Origin of the sequence: Bacillus sp. B25(2016b) (assembly GCF_001679765.1) — a bacterium.
Lineage (GTDB): Bacteria > Bacillota > Bacilli > Bacillales > Bacillaceae_G > Bacillus_A > Bacillus_A thuringiensis_K.
In genome coordinates, this window is sequence record NZ_CP016285.1 from 2,650,193 (window position 1) to 2,672,948 (window position 22,756).

Here is a 22,756-nt window from a genome sequence, read left to right on the forward strand (position 1 = left end):
ACTTGAACTATTAATGAAAATCATGTGATTCCAACCACTTTTTCCCTGATATTATATTCGATATAATGAAAATAGCACAAGTCGCCTGAAGGAGGATGCACATGAGTATTCAACTAGCTACATCTAATGATCTAGAATGGATTAATAATCAATATGAATCGATAGGATTTGTACGAAGTGATTTAAAGAGAGATAAAGTTGCAATTATTACATATAACAACGAGTATGCAGGTGTTGGCCGATTAGTCCAAATAGATGAAGATACTTTAGAAATGGGCGGGATTTTTATTCTGCCTCAATTTAGAGGGCTACAATTAGCTGGTGAGCTTGTTTCATTTTTAGTAGAAACTGCGAAAAAATCACAAATACAAGATGTATATTGTCTTCCTTTTGAGGAATTAGAAAACTTTTATAAGAAATATGGCTATACTGAAGTCGATACTACGAAAGAAGTAGTCCATCCAATTATTCTAAAAAAATATAATTGGTGTTTGGAGAATTACGATAAACACGTTCTACTCTTCAAATTGTAAATGTAATAAAAAAATATATTCTCAATTGCTTTTCTATCCGTACTCCTAATCGGAGCTAAGGATTAATCAAAGATATTTTATCTCTCCTTTTATAAATGGTTGATTAAAACTCAATGTTCCGTTAATACTATAGGTAACATGATTGTATTTCTCCATTCTCCCTTGGAGAAGAGCAGTTAGCTTTTGCTAGCTGCTCTTTTATTTTTTCAAAAAGTCACATAAATATCTTTAATTCCAAACATTCAAAAGATAAAATGTGATAAGATTGTTATGAAGATATTTACCAACTAATAAATGCGCCCTAGACTTACGTACTAGGGCGCATTTATTTTTTAGTATGAACTTCCTTCACTCATCTATTGTCCACAAAATAAGTATCATATGCCTTATCAAATTCATATCCTAACTTTTCTGCTAGTTTAGCAGATGTAGTATTCGCTGCGTCCCAATTTGGATACTTTCCACTTTCTAAGCAATCCAATATAAGAGCTGCACTTACTACAGTTGCCAAGCCCTCTCTTCTATGATTGTGATCAGTCGCAACTTCAATTTCAATCCCATCATTATAAATACTATAGGAGGATGCACCGCATACAACTTCTCCGTTATATAAAATGCTATAACCTATACCACGTTTTATATAATCTTCTACCGAATGAAATTGACTTGTAAAATCTTCAGATATCTTATGTAATGTGGGTCTATTTGCGATATGCTCATCTATTCTTCTTAACTCATATTCTTTTGGAAGTGTTGATATAAAAGACTGTAATTTTGAACGATTAAAAACTTCTGGATTTCGTTTGAACTTATAGCGTAAAAACTTATCTATTTTTCTTTCATGGAATGTTTCTAAGCGTTGTTTCCACTCTTCACTATTTACGATAACTAAAATTCTTTCTGGAATATTACGTAATAACTCTTCTGTTTCTTTCACATTTGGGTCTCCAGCGTAAAATGTAAAAATCCCTACCGTAACTTGTGCTACTGTTGGATTTTCAAGATCATTGACCCAAGCAGTACCCATATGCCCTTGTAAATAAGAAAGTAAAACAACGTTATTGAAATCCTCAAACATAGAAACTAGTTTTTTTCTTGTATGTATATTCGCTTCATATATCATTTACATTCCCGCCTTCTTTAAAATCAATCGTATTCTAAATCTTTAAGAATCAACTTATATAATTTTTCACTCAACCGCTTGTTATATAAGCAAACACCTATTAAACTAAAATTTTATATAATTATAAATTATTCACAAATATAAAATTATTATAACATCTAATAAAAAAGAGTATCTCACTTTTTAAACTTTTGAATATACATCGTGTATGTATAAACCCTCAACATAATGTATGAGGATTTATCAAAAAATGCGTTACAACTCCTTCTTAGAAATAAAAGATTCCATTTCACCATTTTTATATACTTTAGTCAATTTAACAACTGACTTGTACGTGTTAACCTCATCCCTTATAATTTTTTTCAACTCTTCTATTTCGATATTACCAGTTCCACTCTCTACTTTTAAACAATTTGAAATGTTTAAGTATCCACTAGATGCGAAAAGAATAATGAATGTAATATCAGGAAAATTAATGAACAGTATTCCAAACTTTAAAGGGTTCGCAGCAGTATCGGATAAAACTAATCGAAAATCTAACAGTTCAGGTACTTGAACAAAGTCCTTAGAAACAATCGCTTTACCTACAATTGCAACTTGCTTTACTACATTCCCAAGTTCATCTGTAAATTCAGTACATATAGGTGTATCTATTGTTTTCGCTTGTAAAGATACATTTAATTCTACATTATGAAAATCGAAAAAGATTGTACTACCCTCTGTTAAACATTGCGGGCACACATTTCCTAGCAAGCTAAAGTCCTCTTCAATATATTTAACTTTTGTTTTGCAACTACATACTTTCCCTATTCGAATCGCATCAATCTTTGAACAATCGACAAATATAACCTCTTCTTGTACGAATGATACGATACCTGTTTTCTTATTAAATGAAAGAAAATAAGATACAACAATTTCCTTTCTTACTATTATGATATTTTCAACTTTAGTATACGGTTCTAGACTTTGTAAAAACTCACATATACTATTTTGGCAACACCCACAATCACGTTTCGGTTCACAACCCACTTACACTCCATCCCTTCTCTATATAGAATTGCTACTACATATATATGAGTAGCAAATAAGAAAAGCTTGGACAATATAACTTTAACGTAACATTATCGTTACCTACTCGTACATTTATATGGAAATTACACCAATTTTGAGTAAGGACACATAATTTTTACTATAAATACATATAACAATTTCATCTTTCATAAAAAAAACGTTATAATAAGGTGTAGCCTCTACGATTACGTTATAAAGGAGATTAAAACTATGGCTAAAATTAAAGTGTACCAAGCAAAAGAAGAAAATATGGATGCAGTAAAAAATATCATTGATGTTGAGGAACAAAACCCAACTGCTGAAAATTTACAAAATCTATATGCGTGTGTATTAGATACTGAAGATATGGCATTGCCTGAATCATATATTGAAGAAGATATCTTAATTGATTCTATTGAAGTTATGGTTAACGCTTCTCAAAGCAAAGTAAGAGACTTAGGCGCATACGATGTAATCGAAGTTCAAAACAAAGGCAAGAAAACGCAAATTTTATTACTTGCAGACGAAGAATACGAAATTATCGAAGGCTAATCTAACACCGTACATACGAAAAAGCTCCTTTCCAATTGGAAAGGAGCTTTTTCATTACGCTTTTGATGTTTCACTCTTTTTATTCATTTGTTCTTTCTTAATTACCATACGCTCATTTCCCATAAAGAAAATGAATATGAATGCTAATCCAGCTGGTACCAATGCCCACATGAATGTTTGAACAATTGAACTAGAAAGAGCGTCAATAATCTTATCTAATATTTGCGGAAGGATTTGAGATCTTGCCGATTCTGATAAAATGGCTCTTGAATCCCCTAATTTTGTATTCATTCCCCCGCTCATACCTTTAAACACTTCTTCTAATTGATCTTGGAAACCTGTTCTTTGGATCATTCCGAAGATTGTAATGCCTAGTGTCATTCCTAATGAACGAATGAAGTTACTCGTTGAAGTCGCAGACCCGCGCTGTTCCATACCGAAGTTGTGAATAGCTGCCATACTTAGTACAGAGAATGAGAAACCGACTCCAAATCCGATAATAATCATATAAACTGTTAATAATGCACGACTTGTTTCTGGTGTTAACGTGCTTAATAAGAATAATCCAATTAGCATAATAACCGCAGAAATAATCATAATGTTTCGGTAGCTAAGCTTAGTTGTTAAAAATCCGCCTAACTGCGCTGTTACGACTGACCCTAACATCATCGGTAAAAGTAATAATCCTGAGTTTGTTGCAGTCCCGCCGTATACACCTTGAATGAATAACGGAATGTATACAGTTGCTGACATAAATGCAGCACCGTAACATAATGCAATAATTGTACTCATTCCGAATAAGCGCTGTTTAAACATCTCAAATGAAATAATTGGTTCTTCTACTTTTCGTTCAATAAAAATGAATGCGATGATTAAAATAGCGAATCCACCAAATAAACTTAAAATAAAGCTAGAATCCCAATCATATTTTTGTCCGCCTAGTTCAAGCGCAAACATTAAAGAAACTACTGCACCAACTAAAGTAATTGCGCCAAACCAATCAATTTTTTGCTTTCTATGAACGCGTGATTCTTTATAAAAGAATGTAATAAAAATAAGTGCTAAAATGCCAAGTGGTAAGTTAATATAAAATACCCAGTGCCAGCTAATGTAATCGGTAATATATGCGCCAAGTAATGGCCCGAAAATACTAGATAATCCAAATACAGCTCCAAATAAACCACCCATTTTCCCGCGTTTTTCAGGTGGGAAAATATCAAAAACGATAGTAAACGCGATCGGCACTAATGCCCCGCCGCCAATACCTTGAATAGCACGATAAATACCTAACTGTGTAATATTTTCAGCAGTACCACAAAGTGCCGAACCAATCATAAAGACGATTAAACCGAAAATAAAGAATCTCTTTCTACCATACATATCTGATAGCTTACCGAAAATCGGCATGCCTGCATTTCTGCGACCATATAGGCAGAAACGACCCATACAAAGTTTTCGAGGCCTCCTAAGTCACCAACGATTGTTCCCATCGCCGTTACGACAATGGTATTATCCATCGATGCCATTAAAATACCTAGCAATAAGCCCGCCACAACAAAGCCGAGCTTACTATTCTTCTCAACCATATCTCTTGCTCTCCCTCATACTACTTATATTTGTTTATGTTCTTTTACGACTGCATTACCTTTTTGATTAAAACTAGTATGATATTCTACAACACTAATTTCACATCCAGGACCAATTGTGACGTTGTTGCCTCTTACAACTTCAGCAATCGTATGTTCTAAATAGATATCATCTCCTTCAACAATCGAAGTTTGGAGGTTTCCAGCATGACTAGTAAAAGGAATAAATCTCGCTTTTTTACGAACGGTAATTTTTTTACCACCAATTTCTCTTACCTTACTGCCTTCATAACGAAGTGAGATTTGAATATTTTCAGCATTAAGTAATCCATCACTTTCAAGACCACCAGTTAATGATAAATCTTCTACTTCAATATCTCCCTTTACATTTAAAGCACCTTTTACATCTACGAAATCACCTGAAAACTTTCCTTCAATATCTATCATACCTCTAACTTTTGTTTTTTCAATATGAGCATCACCATGAATTTGTGTATTACCATATACTTTTACATATTCCGCATCTACATTTCCTTGTACTTCGTTATCTCCATACACGACATAGTTTTTCACTTTTATATTACCGCGTACATCACTCGTTCCGTACGTTTTAAACTCATTGCAACTCATATCATTCGTAATTGTTCCTTCACCGCGAATCTTCACTTTATTATAATCTCCGCCTGCTGAATTACCAGAACCATTTACTGTGAGACTATGTGGATGTTCCATACTGATTTCTCCCTTCCGTTAAACCTGCTTAATTTCTTTTACATTTGCATTTTTATCAACAGTAAGAACACCAGTATATTCAATCAGTTCAATCTCACAGTTTGCTCCTACTGTAACATTGTTTCCTCTTACCGTTCTTATGTGAGCATAATCAATATCGATATTGTCACCTTCTAATAGTTCAGCTTCTAACTGCAAGCCAAACACTGTTTTAAATAGTCTACTAAATGTACCTGATCTATGTCTTACTTTAATCGTTTGACCACCAATTTCTTTCGCTCGACATGTACCGTGAATATTTATATTAATTTCATCTGCGCTTAATAAACCACCGATTGTAAATTGTCCTTCTGAAGAAAAAGTATCCACTTCACAATTACCGTCAATTGTAGCTTGACCATTGACTTTAAATTCTTCACCAGTGACATTTCCACCTATTGTACCTTTTCCTGCAATTTTCAAACTGTTTGCTTTTACATTTTGCGTAATTGTTGCTTTTCCATCAATTCGCATCGTTTCAGCTTGAACTGTGCCATCAACTTTACCAGATCCGCTAATTCGTGCACTGCTACTTTTCAAATCGCCAGTAACTGCACCGTAACCGTTACATTCAAATTGCTCACATTCAACATTTCCATTCACAGTTCCTTTTCCGTTTAATTGCACTTTATGAAACTCGCCACCATTCGATGAACCGTAACCATTTATAATCAAATTATCTGTACGCATACTTTCTCCTCCACTACAACAATTTAGTTTTTAATGCTTCGGTATATTTCATAATCGCTTCGCGTAAAACGATTTTGGTGCCTTTTTCAAAAATTAAATCGTCCACGTTTGAAACTAATAAACATGTAGAAATCCCTAACTTTCGGACAATGATTAAATCACAAGTTTTATGTTTAATTGCTTCATAATTTTCACGTAAAACTTGCAAGACCATTTTTCCTTCTTCTAAACTAATCTCTCCTGATTGTAGTAATTCTTCTAACATGTACACATAAAGAATGTCTACAAATTGAAACTCTGCTGTTTTATTCGTTTGTTCTATGAAAAATTGTAAAACTGGTTCTGATGCAATCCCCTTGCATAAAATGTCTTCCTTTGTTAAAAGAATTTCTCTCACACTCGGCGAAAACATGTTCGCTAGTTCATCAAGTGATAAATCCTCTTTCATCGTTTGGATTTTATCGATACGCTCTAATATCTTTTCTTTCGGAAAAAATGTCTCTTGACCTGTAAATGTTGATTTTCGTACAAACCAATCTTCCGGAATTAAATTTTTTCTTTTCCACCTATATAACTGTCCGTATGAAATACCAGTTAATTCTAATAAATCTTTTTTTGAAATTAAATCTGTACTCAACTGTACAACACTCCTTCCTGACAACAATGTAACATAACACTGTTACGTTGTAAATAAACTTTTATCACAAGTAGCGTAACAATGTGTAAAACAAACCTATTCCTATATACAAAAAAGGCTCTTACACACCTTATGAAAATGTGCAAAAGCCCTTATATATCAAGACTTAAACCAAATATTATAAAAATCAATCCAACCTTGTGAATTAATCATTATATTTTGAACTTTTTCATGTGTACTTACCTCTTGTTTATTACGATATAAAGGAATAATATGAATTTGACGTAACAAAGTATCCTCGATATCGCGTAACAGTGTAACTCTTTTCTCTAATTCTTCTTGTCTAAAATAAGGAGACAACTTTTCATGAAAGTCCATGCTGCTTTGTCCATGAATAAAACTATTTTTTGTAAGAAACATATATAATAGACTATCTTCTATTCGTTCACTAATTGTGGCACTATCATGCATCATATCGGCCTTTTGTATCGTACTTACTTCCAATAGCTCTTCTATATCAAGAAAATTATTTTCTACACGAACCCCGTATTTCGCACACTCTTTTTGTATCCACTGTGCATCTTCAACATGATCTCGTCCTGTAAATGTGTAGAGTTGTAGCACTTCATTATGATAAGTACTCCTTTTAATTAAACTTTCTACATCTTCCTCAATCTCTACAATGCTTTCACCTGCTAATATTAGTTTTTTTGCCACTTCTCCACGTTCTCCGCCGAGTTCTTGAACGATTGTATAACCATGAATGATGTTGTATAACGCTTTCCGAAATAACGCATCTTGCATTGGTCCTTCTTTCGTAAGATTACATGTTATATATGTCACGTTCGACTCAAGCCGAGACAATTCTTTATTATGTTTTTCTTTATCTTTATACTGCGCCTTTACTAAAACATCGTATGTACTTACACCTTGTTCTACATTCCACAACTCAACACGATCTAAAAAAGGTCTTTCACGAAAATATAAAGGATGTCCTTCTAAAATGAACAGATTTTCATTACTTTTATATAATTGAAAAGGCCCTGTTCCAATTAGCCCTCCTGCTTCATCTTCATTCACGATAGAACACTGTTCTGCACTTAGCATATGTAAAAACATTCGATTTTCTGTATGTAATTGAATTTCGAAAACGTAGTCATCCACTGAACGGATACTTTCAACGTGTTGTAACATCCATGCGTGTGCATTATTTTCCAGCTTCATAAATCGATTCAACGAGTATATAACATCATGTGCAGTAAGTTGTTTTCCATTATGAAAGTGAACTCCTTTTCGTAAGTAAAACGTCCATATTTTTTTAGCGTCATTATATTCCCAGTGAAATGCAAGTCTTGGCTCTATAATGTTTGTATTACCGTCTACATACACGAGTGTGTCGAATATATGTTTTACCATATGGCATTCTGAGCGCATTGTAGCGTATACAGGATCTAATGTGATATCTAAATTCATTTGTACTTGCAACCGGAGTACATCTCTTCTCCCTTCAGATGTCATTTCAACCTTATGACCAAATATTGAATCCACCCAGCAGTGATATTCTCCCTTTACCGATGGAAAATGCGAGCTATAGCGTTCCACAAATATGCTTCCGCTTTTCACATCCCCTTTTTTCGTTATTTCTTTTCCTCTATCTAAAATTAAAGAAATCGGGTGCTTTTGAAATATTAACTTAGAACGATTTCCTCTACCGCGACCTGGAAACCACTTAATCCAATTTAAATCATCTAATTTTTTTATAATTAATTTACTATTACGCTCTGTACAAAATAAAGTTTCAGATATATTTTGCACTGTTACTTCCAAACGTTCTCCCTCTTTTTTTCCTTTTCCATAAGCAATCCATAGTTCAATGTATTGATCTAAAATAAACATCAAAATCCCCCTAAAAGGTGAAAAATACTCCCTATTCTTTCTACCCTTTTTCCAACTCTCCTTTCATCTTATCATTTCAATATAGAAAGGAGGAATTAATATTGAATTATCTCTTACTTCGTTACAATAAACCTATTTTTATTAGACTGTGCGGTGAATTATTAACCCGAACGACTGAATCTATGTTAGCTCTCATTATGATTATTTACGTCAATAAAATGTTAAACGGCAATGTAATAATAACTATGCTGATTTTCGGCTTACAGCCACTTTCAGACATTTTATTTACACTTATTGCTGGAGGAATTACTGATAAATATGGTCGAAAAAAGATTATGTTACTCGGATTATTACTACAAGGTGTTGCAATCGGTAGTTTTGTTTTCGCTCAATCCGTTTTTATATTTGCACTGTTATATGTCATTAATGGTATTGGCCGTTCCTTATACATTCCAGCTCAGCGTGCACAAATTGCTGATTTAACAAAACAAGAGCAGCAAGCAGAGATTTTTGCTCTCCTACAAACGATGGGAGCAATTGGATCCGTAGTCGGCCCTTTAATCGGTGCAATTTTTTATAATACTCACCCAGAATATTTATTTATCGTGCAAAGTGTAACCCTTACGATATATGCCGTTGTTGTTTGGACCCAGCTCCCAGAAACCGTTCCACCTATAAGTAAGTCGAAACAAACAGTTGAGGCAAGTTCACCAAAACAATTTGTTTTTAAACATTATGCCATATTCGGTCTTATGGTTTCTACACTTCCTATTAGCTTTTTTTATGCCCAAACTGAGACGAATTATCGTATTTTTGCAGAACATGTATTTACTAATCTCGTATTCATACTCGCATTTATTTCAACATGCAAAGCCATTTTGGAAATCATTCTACAAATCTTCCTCGTAAAATGGTCTGAACGATTTTCTATGGCGAAAATCATCCTTATTTCTTACGCCTGCTATACAATAGCTGCAGTTGGCTTTAGTTATTCAACGACGATATTGTCGTTGTTCTTCACCTTACTCTTTTTAGTCATTGGAGAAAGTATTGCTCTAAACCATTTATTACGATTCGTTTCAGAAATTGCACCTCATGATAAACGTGGTTTATATTTTTCAATTTACGGTATACACTGGGATATATCTCGAACGTGTGGACCAGTTATTGGTGCAGTTTTATTAAGTAAGTTAAATGGAAGTATGCTGTTTTATATTTGTGCTAGTTTCTTATTAATTGGAGGTATTGTTCAAGCGCTATTTGTTCAAAATTTGGAACGTAAAAAAATCGTGAACCATCCTACACATAATTTATAGGTTACTACTTTTTCAGTAGATCAACATTTCTTATTGGATGAATGCTAAAAGTATTTCGCATATGACAGGAGACGTTCCTTATTTACAACTAAAAACACCTCACTTAAAGAAAGTGAGGTGTTTTTGAAATCACTTAATTTCTTATCCTGCCATTTTATTAATACTATCCTCTGGTGAAAATACGGAAATATGATCTACCTTACCAGTCGATTTTGGAATGACAAATTTCAATTCATACTGGTTATTTACTTTGTATACATATATTTTGTCTTCACCATTCTCTTTAACTGAAGATGGTTTTCCTAATGCTTTTTCAATTTCTTGTAATGTAATCGATTTTAGTTCTGCATGATATGAGCGTACATCAAAAACTTGTGATCCTTTATTAAATCCGAAAACAACATTTTTATTTGTAAAAGTTGCGTACATTCCGTTCCCTGCTTGTTCGGTTTTATTTGCTTTCCCCCACGCTTTTTCAATTTCTTCAATATCCCCTGTATGGGCTCCAAATGGTACATTAGGTACTTTTCCTTCTTTTGCGAGTTCAAACAAATCTTTAACGTGGTTAATTGATTTTTGATTAAGTGTTCTATTTTTCGAATCTGACTCAGGTGATGGGTTTGTTGTTTTTTCATTACTTGGTTTTGCTTCAGGATTTTTCTGTTCTTCTGAAGAATTGCTTTGTTCATTTTTATTATTTTCCGAGGTTAGATTTGTTTCCTTTCTTTCGTCTGTCCCTTTACATGCTGCTAATGCAAATGTGCATGTAAAAGTGAGGAATATCATACCTATTTTCCAATATACCTTCATCACTTTTACCCCCTATTGTATTTTATTCATTTCGATAACCAACCGGATGCGAAGTATAATATCGATTAAGGACTTCTAATTCTAAATCGTCACTTTCCCATAATTTAAAAAACTTGGATTTATATTGTTAATCATCGTATTCATCTCCTTATTTAAACCTTCTCTTCTCAATGATAATATCCTCTATCTATATACTTAAAACATGCTGTTACAACAGCTCCTTGAAACAGAAAAAAAAACAGTAGGAAATAATTATTCTTTTCCTACTGGTTGAAATGAAATTAAACGGTAAATCTTAGCTTCTTAAAAAATATAACGATAGTGTTTTTTACAGTTTCAAAATTATAAGCAAACGTATTGTCTCCACTTAATGATGAAATACATGTTAAACCTGCAGCTTTAATAAAAGCTTTTACATCTACAAGCATAGAATTAGCCTCCATGAATTTAATTACAATCATTATAACAGGTGTTTTACGATGCTAACATGAAAGTAATAAATACATTTCTATTATTAATTTATCCCGCTATTTGCCGGGCAGTAAGATCCCCACCTCAAAATTCAGCGGAAACAAAGAAGTTAGGTGGGGGCCCTGTTGTCCGTAAAAGCCCGATTGGTGAGGGCTGATAATCAGTGGGGATGAACAAAACCCCCACTGATTAAAGTTTCACTTATTTAGCTCACAGTACACCATTCCAATGTCATATAAAAAAGCTGCCCAAAAAGGGCAGCTTCAAATATGTATATTACACTTCCACCGTTTTACCATCTTCAACAATATGATAAAGTAAATGCGCTAAATGATGAATTGGACCGTATTCTTCCTCTTCCTCATCTGTTTCACCTTGGAACTCAAGATCGTTTAAGTACAGTGCTAAAAATTGATAGTATAGTTTTAAATCAAATCCGTAGCACGCAGTTGGCTCTTCATGATCACCTTCGTATTGTAACATTAAGTATTGATCGTTTCCTTCTGCATCTTCTGCGTCAAAGAATACGAAGAATCCAACGTTTGTATCTAAATCAAATAGATGACGAGTGCCTTTTTCTGTTGCTTTGTTAAAGTCCTCTTCACTTAATTTATGTACTGTTGTCGCTTTAGCATTATCTTCTTGATGGAAATTTACTGTAAATGTTTTCAATGCTGACACCTCCTGATTGTATAATACTAGCATAACATATAAAAAGGACTGCTTACAAATGTAAACAGTCCTTACATTCATTTTCGCATTGCTCGTAATAAGAAGCTTACGATGAAAATTAAAATGATCGCACCGATTAAAGCTGGAATAATTGCATATCCGCCAATGACTGGACCAAAACTACCAAGTAATTTCGAACCAACCCAAGAACCGATAATACCAGCAATAATATTACCAATTACACCACCAGGTACGTCCTTTCCAGTAATTAAGCTCGCAAGCCATCCTAATATACCACCGACGATTAAAGACCAAATCATATAATAACCTCCTTTACATTTCACCAATCAAAATATAATTAGAAACAATTGCTTACCATTAGTTATGTGACATTTTTCATAAGTTATTCATGTTGTTCAACTTTAAGATTTTTGAGAATAATACACACAGATTAAACCTTTTTTTGAACTAACAATTTATCCGACTTGTTATTACACACATTAAGGACAATCTGGCTTCAATATTGTTCGCATAAACTCTTCTTTAAAAGCTGCATAGTTAAAACCAACAGCAATTCTTTGAATCGGCCGATCATCAAACCTTGTTGGCTCAGCTATTTTTCTAAAGTCTGCTACACTTTGGCCCCTAGTCACATCATTTGTCGTACTAATCCACACTGCCGATTTTTTATATTCGAAAATACTGTCATTTATAAACGAGATAAACGGTAGTAAATCGTGTATAGGACTTCCACCAATACCCGGATATTCTTTTTTATAGAAATTCTCATAATAAAAATCAATCATTGGTTTAATGAGTTTCGCCTGTCCAGTTCCTTGTTTATCTATTATATTGGCCATTTCAGGCGTAATAAGCGCGCCCTGTGTTACATTTAACGGGTATATACTAGCATTTTTCGCATATTTCATAACAATATTTGCTGCAATTGGATCACCATAAAAATTCGCTTCAGATACTGGTGTAACATTACCTGGAAATAGGAAAGCGCCGCCCATTATATAATACGAACAAATACGATCCATTATATTTGGATACAATAAAAATAACGTAGCAAGCGTCGTTAGCCTCCCTGTCGCCACAATTATAATATCTTCTGGACAAGGTTCGATTAATTTGATTAATTCACAAAAATTTTCTCGTTTACAAATTCTCATCTCAGGTGGAATAATAGGACCTAAACCGTGATCCCCATGGATTTCAGGGAAAAACAAAGGCTCTTCGGCTGTCATCGGTCTACTCGCACCTTCAATAATTTTCACTTGTGTAGCATAATACCTTTCTAAAAAATAAACATTTTCCGTAACGATATCTCGTGATACATTCCCGTACTCAGCAACAATACCTAGAATATCTAATTTACATGTTTTATTTGCATAAATTAACGCTACGGCGTCATCAATACCAAAGTCTCCAAAAAAGATAATTTTCTTATTAACTATTCTCACCCCTCTTGAGCATAATCTACTATTATTATTATGTGAAAAAGACAAGGCGGTGAAACAGCGCAAACTAAAAAAGCCGCCTATTTATTGGCGACTTCAATCTTTTTATAAGACAAATATGCAAGTACATTTTTACTTGAATCGTATTTCGGGTTATTTCCTTTTCTCGGCTCTCTCATATGTGTCTTTTCAAATCCAGGAATGTCTGGCATTTTCCCCATAAATTCAAGCATTTCTTCCTCAGTACCTTCAATGCGTACACGAATCATTATAACTATTCCTCAATTCTCAGTTTCTCTGTACTAAGTATATCGTACTTCAGAAAGACTGCAACACATTTATCTTTTTAACGTTGTACTTTTTTTACATATAAACATAGCCATTTCAGTATAGAACGATTCTACTTTATTATTTTTAAATTGAATATTAAAATATCCCTTCATTTCGTTTGGTGCTTTCATCATACATTCTGTTAACTTTTCACGCTTTTGTACAGGGACATCCATCATATTACACCACCAGTCAAAATCAAACTTCTTATCAAAAGTCAGACATGACTGCATTTGCAAACCGTTTTTTTCTAATAAAGTAAGCCATTCTGTCTTTTTTAGAGCTCGTTCATGACTTGGGTCACGCTTTTTTTCTATAAAATTATAAAATGTATCATATTCATTATTTTCTGGCGAAACATTATCTATTAAGATGAATAATCCATTATCCTCCAACGTACGATTTACTTCATAAATAAATTGAGCCGGACTCGTAAAATGATGGGCTGCAATCCGGCATGTAATTGTATCAAAAAAATGGTCTGAAAATGGTAAATTCTCTGCATTTCCTGCTACAAATGATACATTTTCATGACCATTCTGCTTTATAAAAACTTTTGCTTTTTCTAACATCTGTTCTGTTAAATCAAGTGCAACTACTTCTTCAAACATAGGTGCTAACATATTTGCCACATGCCCGCCACCAGTAGCAACATCAAGAAGACGATTATTATGACGAGACTCAACTTGTTGAACTACATATTGTAAATCTAGTCCTTTAGCATGTATTTTACTATTTACATATTTATCTGCATTACTGCCAAACTGTTTTTTCACAAGCTCTTCTTTACTCATATTATCATCTTCTTTCTATTGTTATTTACATATACGACTCATATAATTATTACAATTCTCTTCATGTATTTTCAAATCCTCTTTTCATCTCACTTCTCATCATGTTCCCTTATAATCAAAATAATATGATTACACGTTCTTCCATTAAACAAAAAAAGGCTACGGGAACTTGCCCCCTAACCTGACTAAATATTTACTACATTTTTATTTCTTCGTATATATCTATATAATATAAATCCTCTTTCAACTTCATAATAACATCTACTTCGTTATAAGTAGCCTCACGAGCATGTAAACCGAATTGATCCATACCAATCCATATCCACCCAGGTGTAAGATATAAAACATCTATATTAAAATAATCTAACTTAGTAAGCTCCGATGTAATAAATTTATCTTTATTAGCGATTTGTTTATCTATTAAACCGTATTCTTTTCCATTTTCAAATAGCGAAATAAATTTCCCTACAATCGGATGTTCACGAACAATAAAATGATATTCTTTTTCCTCTATATTTACCACAATCAAACGAGAAACAGATAAATCAGGCCCTGAATTCGACATATTTGTTTATTCACCTCCTTATATAGGCTTCTTAAATATGATAACAAATGAATATTCAAATTAAGTTAATATAATGTAAAAAATAAAAAGCTGAATTCCCTTTAGAAATCAGCCTTTATAATTTGATTAACTTTATTCTTTTACAAATTATTATAATGTTTCTTTTTCCTCATCATTTCCGGAAACTAAACTTCCTATAGCATCTGCTGTTACTTCCACTACAAATTCACAAATACCAGCTACAACTTCTCCAATTATTTCATCCATCTTTTTACCCCCTTATTTTATGTAACCTATTTGCATTATAGAAGAAATTGGTAAATGCAAACTATCGAAAAAGGTGACATAAACCTTACAGAATTGTAAGCTCTTTTATCCCTTTACTTATCCCCTTTGAAACTCCAAGTATTTTTAGCAGACATATAGGCCATCATAATATGAAGCAAGTAATAATCTAGTGTCAGGAGGCGTTTAATATGTATTACGTAAAATTAATTAAAGGTCAATCTTTCTACGCTTTTGATCATCGTTTCTTAGTGTCTGAAGAAGAAGAGGTTTCAGAGAAAATTTATAATTACTTACGACGTAATGAATTTTTTGAAGTACGTAAAGAAGAATATTCTGCTTAATTACAAAAAGCATTAAGAAAAATATCATTTAGTTGGGATATATTCTTGATGCTTTTATGTGAATTGCTTCTTTCCAACACTTGTTTTCGACTTTATTAAAATATTCTAGTATTTGTCCAAACTACTCATCCTGTAAGTAAAACTGATGAAACAACTTTTGCAGTCCCATTTTCTCCAAATAAAGCAATTGTACGTACAAACATTTCAAGCTATAGATCAAAACGTTGGCAGTGGAACACACGAATATTCATTAACTGTAGAAAACCTTACTAGTGGTGCAAGCGCAGAAGTTGTTGGCCCACTAGCTTTTAGCGCTTTAGCTATTGGACAAGAGCGTAAATGTTGCTAAGTGAATCTAATATTTAATTTTGTACTTGAGAAAAGCGAGGCGTAGTTATACGTTCTTGCTTTTTTATATGTACCTTTACTTTCTATTAGCTTTAATCATAAATTTTTTACGTTTTGATTCACTTATTTCAGCAATTAACACATCAAATTTTTGACAAATCAAAAAGATTGAAATCCAATTATGAAACACGTAATATAGACTCTGACTCTAAAAAAGTTCGTATGAAAATAATACATAAATAAGGAGGTTTTATATACGAGTTTTTCATTTTAAAAGACGGAGAGGTTTTATGTTATGTGGCGTAATAAAAACGTTTGGATTGTTCTAATTGGGGAGTTTATTGCAGGTCTAGGATTATGGCTTGGTATTCTTGGCAACCTTGAATTTATGCAAAAATATGTCCCTTCTGATTTCATGAAATCAGTTATATTATTTATCGGACTATTAGCCGGTGTTCTAGTTGGACCTATGGCTGGCCGTGTCATCGATCAGTATGAAAAGAAAAAAGTTCTTCTTTACGCTGGATTTGGTCGAGTTTTAAGTGTTATTTTCATGTTTTTTGCTATTCAATTTGAAAGTATCGCATTTATGATTGCATTTATGGTTGCTCTTCAAATTTCAGCAGCATTTTATTTCCCTGCATTACAATCTGTAATTCCACTCATCGTACGTGAGCATGAGTTATTACAAATGAACGGTGTACATATGAATGTTGGTACAATTGCTCGTATTGCAGGTACTTCACTAGGTGGAATTCTTTTAGTTGTGATGAGTTTACAGTACATGTATGCCTTCTCAATGGCAGCATACGCCTTATTATTCCTCTCGACTTTCTTCCTACAATTCGAAGACAAGAAATCAACAACACCAAGTAAACAAGCTGCAAAAGATAATAGCTTTATGGAAGTATTTCGTATTTTAAAAGGAATTCCTATTGCTTTTACAGCACTTATATTAAGTATCATCCCTCTATTATTTATAGCTGGGTTTAATTTAATGGTTATTAACATTAGCGAAATGCAACATGATCCTACGATTAAAGGGTTCATATATACAATTGAAGGTGTCGCATTTATGTTAGGTGCCTTCGTAATTAAACGTCTATCTGATCATTTCAAACCTGAAAAATTACTATATTTCTTCGCAGTTTGTACTGCTTTTGCACATCTGTCATTGTTCTTTAGCGATATAAAATGGATGGCTCTTACATCATTTGGTTTATTTGGGTTTAGTGTTGGCTGCTTCTTCCCTATTATGTCGACGATTTTCCAAACGAAAGTGGAAAAAAGTTATCACGGTCGCCTCTTCTCATTCCGTAATATGTTTGAGAGGGTTATGTTCCAAATCGTCTTACTTGGCACAGGCTTCTTCTTAGATACAATTGGGTTACAATATATGGTTCTCATCTTCGGAGTCGTTTCATTATTGATTATTTCTATTTCCCTTTCTAAGCAGAAACATTATGAAAAACAGCATTCGCAATCTGCGAATTTATAAAATAAACAAAGAAGTATGGATCTAATATTGAATCCATACTTCTTTGTTTTATAATACGCCTATTTATTACGTTTATTGAAATTACCTAAAGGAGTATCCCCCTTTTATTTCGAATAGATTATAAAAAGTACTCTTTATAAAAGGAGTGGTAAAATGTCTGATGGCATCGAAGTATTTATTATCCTGCTCTTTGCAATTGTTCTGTTTAGCATCCTAAACTTTTTAGCCATTTCCTTATCTGGACATAGTTTAAAAAAAAGAATCGTGGCAGGTTTCATATTTTTACTACTGACTCCCATTATCTTTTTGACTATCGCAACATTTGCTTCTATATTCGATAAAGCAGGATTTGGCGCAGGTACGTTAGCCTTTATGATCGCAAGCATATATATATTAAATGGAATAGTAATTCTGCTTTCCTCTTTATTTATCCTCAAAAAAGACATAACATAGGCTATAGTACTAGCATGAATCTGACTTTACACTAGATTCATGCTTATTTAATTTCTCCTAAATTTTTATATGAAATTAAATAATTCTTTAAAAAAATTTAAACTTTATTTATTATAATATCCCTATCGCATTCGCACGTTTATTCAAATTTAAAAGAAAGGAGCACAAAATGAAAAAGGTTCTACTTACAATTCCTATACTAATTATCCTACTTAGTGGATGCAGCAATAACGATATATACGGTTCTTGGGAAGTCGTTGACAATAAAAAAGGTGAATGTCCTGTATATTATAAATTTGAAACAGCTGTCAAAAAAGAAAATAAAGAGAAAATTGTGCAAAATTTAGTAGAAATGCAAACAACAAAGAATAAAGACGATTTATATAAAGGCTCATTTGTAAAAAATTCTAATGTATATCACATTGATTATGGTAATTCATTTACATCGGACCAAACTTTAAAAGTTGCCGACGGTACATTAAATGTATACTTTTTGACAGCCGAAAAATTATGCACATATAAAAAGAAATGATTACATTTCAGAGGAGACGCAGAAAATATTTTCTGCGTTATTTCACTTTAGAAATCGTCCACAAAAATAGCCCTTGTTTTCGTATTCTTTTTCATTCAAAACATGAGAAATATGCTTAATAAAAACTAGAAAATACCTTAAGTTATATAAAATGAATCATATAATACACATTTCAATTAACACATCTACGCTATTTACATCGATACTTTTCAAAATAGGCTGATCCTTCCTCTAAATTTGTCAATCGTTTTAATTTTCATAAAAAAATGATAAAATATAAACATGTGTTTTCAGAATAATTAAAAATGCAGAATGAAAGCACTGTTTTAGGAGGGGTTTTGATGACTTACACGTTAGCAACTAGAATGAAAGCATTCCAATCTTCTATATTTAGTGAATTAGGAGCCTATAAAAAAGAAAAAATTGCAGCAGGTCATAACATGATTGATTTGAGCATTGGAAATCCTGATATGCCGCCCGCTGATTTTGTAAGAGAAACAATGGTACATACAGCGAGTGAAAAAGAGAGCTACGGGTATACATTATCCGGTATTCAAGAATTTCACGAAGCTGTAACTGAATATTACAACAACACTCATAACGTTTTATTAAATGCGGATAAAGAAGTTTTATTATTAATGGGTTCACAAGACGGGCTCGTTCATTTACCTATGGTTTATGCAAATCCAGGTGATATTATATTAGTTCCTGATCCAGGATATACAGCTTATGAAACAGGTATTCAAATGGCTGGTGCAACATCTTACTACATGCCTTTAACGAAAGAGAATGATTTCTTACCAGACTTAGAAGTTATCCCTGAAGAAATTGCCGATCAAGCGAAGATGATGATTTTAAACTTCCCAGGGAATCCCGTTCCAGCAATAGCTCATGAAGATTTCTTTAAAGAAGTAATCGCATTCGCGAAAAAGCATAATATTATCGTTGTCCATGATTTTGCTTATGCTGAATTTTATTTCGATGGTAATAAGCCAATTAGCTTCCTCTCTGTACCTGGTGCTAAAGAAGTTGGTGTAGAAATCAATTCTTTGTCAAAAAGTTATAGTTTAGCAGGTAGCCGTATTGGATATATGATTGGAAACGAAGAAATTGTTCGTGCACTTACTCAATTTAAATCTAATACCGATTACGGTGTATTTTTACCAATTCAAAAAGCGGCATGTGCTGCACTAAGAAACGGTGCTACGTTTTGTGAGAAAAACCGTGAAATTTATCAAGAACGTAGAGATACACTAATCGATGGATTCCGAACATTTGGCTGGAATGTCGATAAGCCAGCTGGTAGTATGTTTGTCTGGGCTGAAATTCCACAAGGATGGACTTCTCTAGACTTCGCTTATGCATTAATGGATCGTGCGAATGTCGTTGTTACACCTGGTCATGCATTTGGACCTCACGGAGAAGGCTTCGTACGTATTGCACTCGTTCAAAATAAAGAAGTGTTGCAACAAGTTGTTGAAAACATTAGAAATAGCGGCATTTTCGTCCTTGAAAAAGTAAATGAATTAGTTAAAAATTAGTTCCCACTCCCCTGCTTAACTTTAGCAGGGGTATTATTAATTGGAGGTACTTTCATATGCATATTAAAGACACACTTCCCCATCGTTATCCATTTTTAATGATTGATAAAGTAACAAATGCAAAACAAGATGAATTCGTTACAGGATATAAACTCATTACAAATAACGAATGGTTTATAAATGATAGTCAAAAACATATGCCTCATATGTTAATTGTAGAAGCACTTGCTCAGCTTAGTGCATTTGTACATACAAGTGATTCTGAAGGACTAGGATTCCTCTCCTCTTTAGATGGAGTTGAATTCCACGGAAAAGCATATCCCGGTGATAAACTTGATTTACATTATGAGCTAACGCGCAATCGCCGAGGTTTTGTTCTTGGTAAAGGTATTGCAACTGTCAACGACCAGCCTATTGTAACTATAGAAAAACTATTAATATATCAAGCAGATTAAAGTGTTCCTTATATCAGTTGGAAATATCTATTCTCAACCAATTAAGTAAATAGGAAAACATATTACGTAGTTAGGAGCAGGAAAATGGAACGTACTATTGGTATCGATGCTGGAGGCACATTAACGAAAATAGCTTATTTTAACGAAAAAAAGCTATTAACTTTTAAAAAATTTTATTCTCATGAACAACATAAAATAATAGATTGGATTAAAAACAACAATGGCATAAAACAAATATGTATTACGGGTGGTAAATCGAAATTATTACAGCAACTGCTTACAGGTTCATATAAAATAATAGAGCTAAACGAATTTGAATCTACTCTTGCAGGTGTCCAATACATATTAAAAGAAGAAAAACACACTATAAACAATTTTATTTTAACCAATATCGGTACAGGTACTTCTATCCATTATGTTTATAATGAACAATATATTCGCGCTGGTGGAACCGGAGTTGGCGGTGGGACTATTATGGGACTTTCAAAATTGTTAACAAATATAGATCATTTTGAAGATATAATACCTCTAACAAAAGTAGGATCTAGAAAAGAACTAGATATTACGGTTGGAGATATTTATGGTGGTATTCTTTCCCCTATCGATAATAACTTAACTGCTAGCAACTTCGGAAAAGCAGCCATTACAGAATCAAATAATAGTAGCTCCGATATACTAGCTACTGTGCAAGGACTTGTCGGTGAAGTCGTTACTGCATTAAGCCTTCAATTCGCTGAAACAAAAAACATTGAACATATTATTTATATTGGTTCGACTTTATGTAATAACGTACAACTTCAACATATTATTAGTAGCTACACCGAATATCAAAATAAAACACCAATCTTTTTACAAGATGGTGGTAATAGCGGTGCAATTGGTGCATTACTTCATGCTACGAAATAAAAAGCTGACTTTTGTCAGCTTTTTAGAAATGGCACTTCAAATTCAATAATTGATTCCCCGTTCTCTCCAATTCGCTCCACGCTTATTCTATCAATCACACAATTTAACTTCCCATGAAAACTAGGAATCTCCTTCACTACTTCAGCAGCTAATTCGGCACTTTCTTTTCTTCCGACTGTTACATGCGGGATGTACGGAATGTCTTCTTTCAAAAATTGTAATAAAGGTCCTGTATACAGCCTATCATGTAGTTCTTCTATTTGTTTTCTTCCTCCATCAACTTCTAAAAACAAATAGTTTCCTACACTAGTGATACGATTTGCAAACTCAATTTCAATTTTGCCTCCCCCTATTGATACATTAAAAATATGAGATTTTAATTCATCATTTGAAATATTACTCTTAAATGGGAATACGATTGTTATATGCGGTAGAATTAATCCAAATAAAGGATCATGTTTATGTCTAATGTTCTCTATTTTATCGATGGACATGTTGTTTAGAAAAAGTAAAATTGTACGCATTTTTATACTTCCCACTTTCTCGCGAAGTTTTTATATTTATCATATTGAATAGTAGCTTGCACTTCAACAAATTATTTCGCTTACACATAAAAACAAAAAACTTCTCAAATGAGAAGTTTTCATATAGCATGATTATTATTTTCCCGCCAAACTTTCCTAAACTTTATATAACAAGCAATTCTCCATGGAATAATATACGAGACAGCAACAACGTAAAATAATAAACCAATCGTTTGTTGATCTAAATCAACGATAAATTGTCTTGAACCATATCTTAAAACGACAAGTGCAATAAAAGTAATTAAAAAAGCTGCACTTTTTTTCGTATAAATATTCCCATCATCTCTTCGCTCATAATTTGTTAGTGCTATAAGTGGTACAGAGAAAAGAATCCCAATAAATGCTGCTATAGCCACTTGTAGTACAGCTGGATGTACGGGACCTAAAAACCATACAATACCTGGTGTTAAAAATAGTAATGGCCATAAAATACGTTTTCCCGATCCCTTTATTGGCTTATACATGGAGCGATAACGACGCCAAAATATTAGTAGTGCAATGCATAAAAAAACGGTTATTAATGAAGAAGTATCTCCCATTTACTCTTCCTT

General features: G+C 33.1%; 26 protein-coding genes and 2 pseudogenes. 11 read left to right on the forward strand and 17 right to left on the reverse strand.

All coding sequences use genetic code 11. The annotated features are described in order from the left end of the window. The first annotated feature begins 101 nt into the window (after positions 1 to 101). The gene (locus BAQ53_RS13510) at positions 102 to 533 is read left to right on the forward strand and encodes a GNAT family N-acetyltransferase (protein WP_151522626.1); all 432 of its coding nucleotides are present in this window, start codon (positions 102 to 104) and stop codon (positions 531 to 533) included. A gap of 352 nt (positions 534 to 885) precedes the next feature. Here the strand turns inward: BAQ53_RS13510 and BAQ53_RS13515 are convergent, their stop codons facing one another. Both BAQ53_RS13515 and BAQ53_RS13520 read right to left on the reverse strand, forming a co-directional pair. Next, positions 886 to 1,656: a GNAT family N-acetyltransferase gene (locus BAQ53_RS13515; RefSeq protein ID WP_208905431.1), complete on the reverse strand. Its 771-nt coding sequence runs from the start codon at positions 1,654 to 1,656 to the stop codon at positions 886 to 888. Positions 1,657 to 1,911: 255 nt separating this feature from the next. Next, positions 1,912 to 2,685, reverse strand: coding sequence for a BC_2878 family exosporium-associated protein (locus tag BAQ53_RS13520; protein ID WP_208905433.1), 774 nt, complete (start codon positions 2,683 to 2,685; stop codon positions 1,912 to 1,914). A gap of 252 nt (positions 2,686 to 2,937) precedes the next feature. Here BAQ53_RS13520 and BAQ53_RS13525 point away from each other — a divergent pair, with 252 nt between their 5' ends. Further along, on the forward strand, positions 2,938 to 3,258 hold the full coding sequence (locus BAQ53_RS13525) for a hypothetical protein (protein ID WP_001062727.1): 321 nt from the start codon (positions 2,938 to 2,940) through the stop codon (positions 3,256 to 3,258). 54 nt (positions 3,259 to 3,312) lie between these two features. Here BAQ53_RS13525 and BAQ53_RS13530 read toward each other — a convergent pair. From BAQ53_RS13530 to BAQ53_RS13550, 5 genes and pseudogenes are all read right to left on the reverse strand, one after another. Then, positions 3,313 to 4,844 (reverse strand): annotated as a pseudogene (locus tag BAQ53_RS13530) (MDR family MFS transporter). A 24-nt stretch (positions 4,845 to 4,868) separates the two neighbouring features. Beyond that, positions 4,869 to 5,576, reverse strand: coding sequence for a polymer-forming cytoskeletal protein (locus BAQ53_RS13535; RefSeq protein WP_208905435.1), 708 nt, complete (start codon positions 5,574 to 5,576; stop codon positions 4,869 to 4,871). 18 nt (positions 5,577 to 5,594) lie between these two features. Then, a complete protein-coding gene (locus BAQ53_RS13540) occupies positions 5,595 to 6,305 on the reverse strand; it encodes a bactofilin family protein (protein ID WP_001258385.1) in 711 nt (236 codons plus the stop codon). A 13-nt stretch (positions 6,306 to 6,318) separates the two neighbouring features. Further along, complete coding sequence (locus BAQ53_RS13545) at positions 6,319 to 6,942, reverse strand: YhbD family protein (protein ID WP_000102239.1); 624 nt, start codon at positions 6,940 to 6,942, stop codon at positions 6,319 to 6,321. A 159-nt stretch (positions 6,943 to 7,101) separates the two neighbouring features. Continuing rightward, positions 7,102 to 8,838, reverse strand: a complete 1,737-nt coding sequence (locus BAQ53_RS13550) for an ABC transporter substrate-binding protein (protein ID WP_046945971.1) — start codon at positions 8,836 to 8,838, stop codon at positions 7,102 to 7,104. 101 nt (positions 8,839 to 8,939) lie between these two features. Here BAQ53_RS13550 and BAQ53_RS13555 point away from each other — a divergent pair, with 101 nt between their 5' ends. Further along, on the forward strand, positions 8,940 to 10,154 hold the full coding sequence (locus tag BAQ53_RS13555; protein ID WP_074593341.1) for an MDR family MFS transporter: 1,215 nt from the start codon (positions 8,940 to 8,942) through the stop codon (positions 10,152 to 10,154). A gap of 141 nt (positions 10,155 to 10,295) precedes the next feature. Here BAQ53_RS13555 and BAQ53_RS13560 read toward each other — a convergent pair whose 3' ends face one another. The 8 genes from BAQ53_RS13560 to BAQ53_RS13595 form a co-directional block, all read right to left on the reverse strand. Beyond that, positions 10,296 to 10,964, reverse strand: coding sequence for a YjgB family protein (locus tag BAQ53_RS13560; RefSeq protein ID WP_046945972.1), 669 nt, complete (start codon positions 10,962 to 10,964; stop codon positions 10,296 to 10,298). Positions 10,965 to 11,245: 281 nt separating this feature from the next. Then, positions 11,246 to 11,392, reverse strand: a complete 147-nt coding sequence (locus BAQ53_RS13565) for a hypothetical protein (RefSeq protein WP_000959549.1) — start codon at positions 11,390 to 11,392, stop codon at positions 11,246 to 11,248. A gap of 319 nt (positions 11,393 to 11,711) precedes the next feature. Then, positions 11,712 to 12,107: a hypothetical protein gene (locus tag BAQ53_RS13570; protein ID WP_000847589.1), complete on the reverse strand. Its 396-nt coding sequence runs from the start codon at positions 12,105 to 12,107 to the stop codon at positions 11,712 to 11,714. Positions 12,108 to 12,184: 77 nt separating this feature from the next. Next, complete coding sequence (locus BAQ53_RS13575) at positions 12,185 to 12,427, reverse strand: GlsB/YeaQ/YmgE family stress response membrane protein (protein WP_000638306.1); 243 nt, start codon at positions 12,425 to 12,427, stop codon at positions 12,185 to 12,187. Positions 12,428 to 12,607: 180 nt separating this feature from the next. Further along, positions 12,608 to 13,573, reverse strand: a complete 966-nt coding sequence (locus tag BAQ53_RS13580) for a nucleoside hydrolase (protein ID WP_001223681.1) — start codon at positions 13,571 to 13,573, stop codon at positions 12,608 to 12,610. A gap of 77 nt (positions 13,574 to 13,650) precedes the next feature. Next, on the reverse strand, positions 13,651 to 13,839 hold the full coding sequence (locus tag BAQ53_RS13585; RefSeq protein ID WP_000621885.1) for a DUF3970 family protein: 189 nt from the start codon (positions 13,837 to 13,839) through the stop codon (positions 13,651 to 13,653). A gap of 69 nt (positions 13,840 to 13,908) precedes the next feature. Next, complete coding sequence (locus BAQ53_RS13590; protein ID WP_000031308.1) at positions 13,909 to 14,694, reverse strand: class I SAM-dependent methyltransferase; 786 nt, start codon at positions 14,692 to 14,694, stop codon at positions 13,909 to 13,911. A gap of 196 nt (positions 14,695 to 14,890) precedes the next feature. Beyond that, positions 14,891 to 15,259 carry a hypothetical protein gene (locus BAQ53_RS13595; RefSeq protein ID WP_000071478.1) on the reverse strand — a complete coding sequence of 123 codons (369 nt, stop codon included), beginning with the start codon at positions 15,257 to 15,259 and terminating at the stop codon, positions 14,891 to 14,893. Between the two features lie 476 nt (positions 15,260 to 15,735). On the opposite strand from BAQ53_RS13595, the gene BAQ53_RS13600 reads away from it, so the two are divergent. From BAQ53_RS13600 to coaW, 8 genes and pseudogenes are all read left to right on the forward strand, one after another. Beyond that, positions 15,736 to 15,888, forward strand: coding sequence for a YqbF domain-containing protein (locus BAQ53_RS13600; protein WP_000291905.1), 153 nt, complete (start codon positions 15,736 to 15,738; stop codon positions 15,886 to 15,888). A 181-nt stretch (positions 15,889 to 16,069) separates the two neighbouring features. Next, a pseudogene (gene exsC, locus BAQ53_RS13605) lies at positions 16,070 to 16,237 on the forward strand (exosporium protein ExsC); the annotation flags it as partial. A gap of 294 nt (positions 16,238 to 16,531) precedes the next feature. Then, a complete protein-coding gene (locus tag BAQ53_RS13610) occupies positions 16,532 to 17,734 on the forward strand; it encodes an MFS transporter (protein WP_000269261.1) in 1,203 nt (400 codons plus the stop codon). Positions 17,735 to 17,887: 153 nt separating this feature from the next. Continuing rightward, complete coding sequence (locus tag BAQ53_RS13615) at positions 17,888 to 18,187, forward strand: hypothetical protein (RefSeq protein ID WP_208905437.1); 300 nt, start codon at positions 17,888 to 17,890, stop codon at positions 18,185 to 18,187. A gap of 169 nt (positions 18,188 to 18,356) precedes the next feature. After that, positions 18,357 to 18,719, forward strand: a complete 363-nt coding sequence (locus BAQ53_RS13620) for a hypothetical protein (protein WP_208905439.1) — start codon at positions 18,357 to 18,359, stop codon at positions 18,717 to 18,719. Between the two features lie 341 nt (positions 18,720 to 19,060). After that, positions 19,061 to 20,260 carry an LL-diaminopimelate aminotransferase gene (locus BAQ53_RS13625; RefSeq protein ID WP_000222707.1) on the forward strand — a complete coding sequence of 400 codons (1,200 nt, stop codon included), beginning with the start codon at positions 19,061 to 19,063 and terminating at the stop codon, positions 20,258 to 20,260. A 56-nt stretch (positions 20,261 to 20,316) separates the two neighbouring features. Next, positions 20,317 to 20,715, forward strand: a complete 399-nt coding sequence (locus BAQ53_RS13630; RefSeq protein WP_000547642.1) for a 3-hydroxyacyl-ACP dehydratase FabZ family protein — start codon at positions 20,317 to 20,319, stop codon at positions 20,713 to 20,715. An 84-nt stretch (positions 20,716 to 20,799) separates the two neighbouring features. Then, the gene (gene coaW, locus BAQ53_RS13635; RefSeq protein ID WP_000442497.1) at positions 20,800 to 21,621 is read left to right on the forward strand and encodes a type II pantothenate kinase; all 822 of its coding nucleotides are present in this window, start codon (positions 20,800 to 20,802) and stop codon (positions 21,619 to 21,621) included. Positions 21,622 to 21,635: 14 nt separating this feature from the next. Here the strand turns inward: coaW and BAQ53_RS13640 are convergent, their stop codons facing one another. Both BAQ53_RS13640 and BAQ53_RS13645 read right to left on the reverse strand, forming a co-directional pair. Then, positions 21,636 to 22,145, reverse strand: a complete 510-nt coding sequence (locus BAQ53_RS13640) for a 2'-5' RNA ligase family protein (RefSeq protein ID WP_151522622.1) — start codon at positions 22,143 to 22,145, stop codon at positions 21,636 to 21,638. Positions 22,146 to 22,264: 119 nt separating this feature from the next. After that, entirely contained in the window at positions 22,265 to 22,744 is a 480-nt protein-coding gene (locus BAQ53_RS13645; RefSeq protein WP_000502975.1) for a CcdC family protein, read from the reverse strand. Between the last annotated feature and the right edge of the window lie 12 nt (positions 22,745 to 22,756).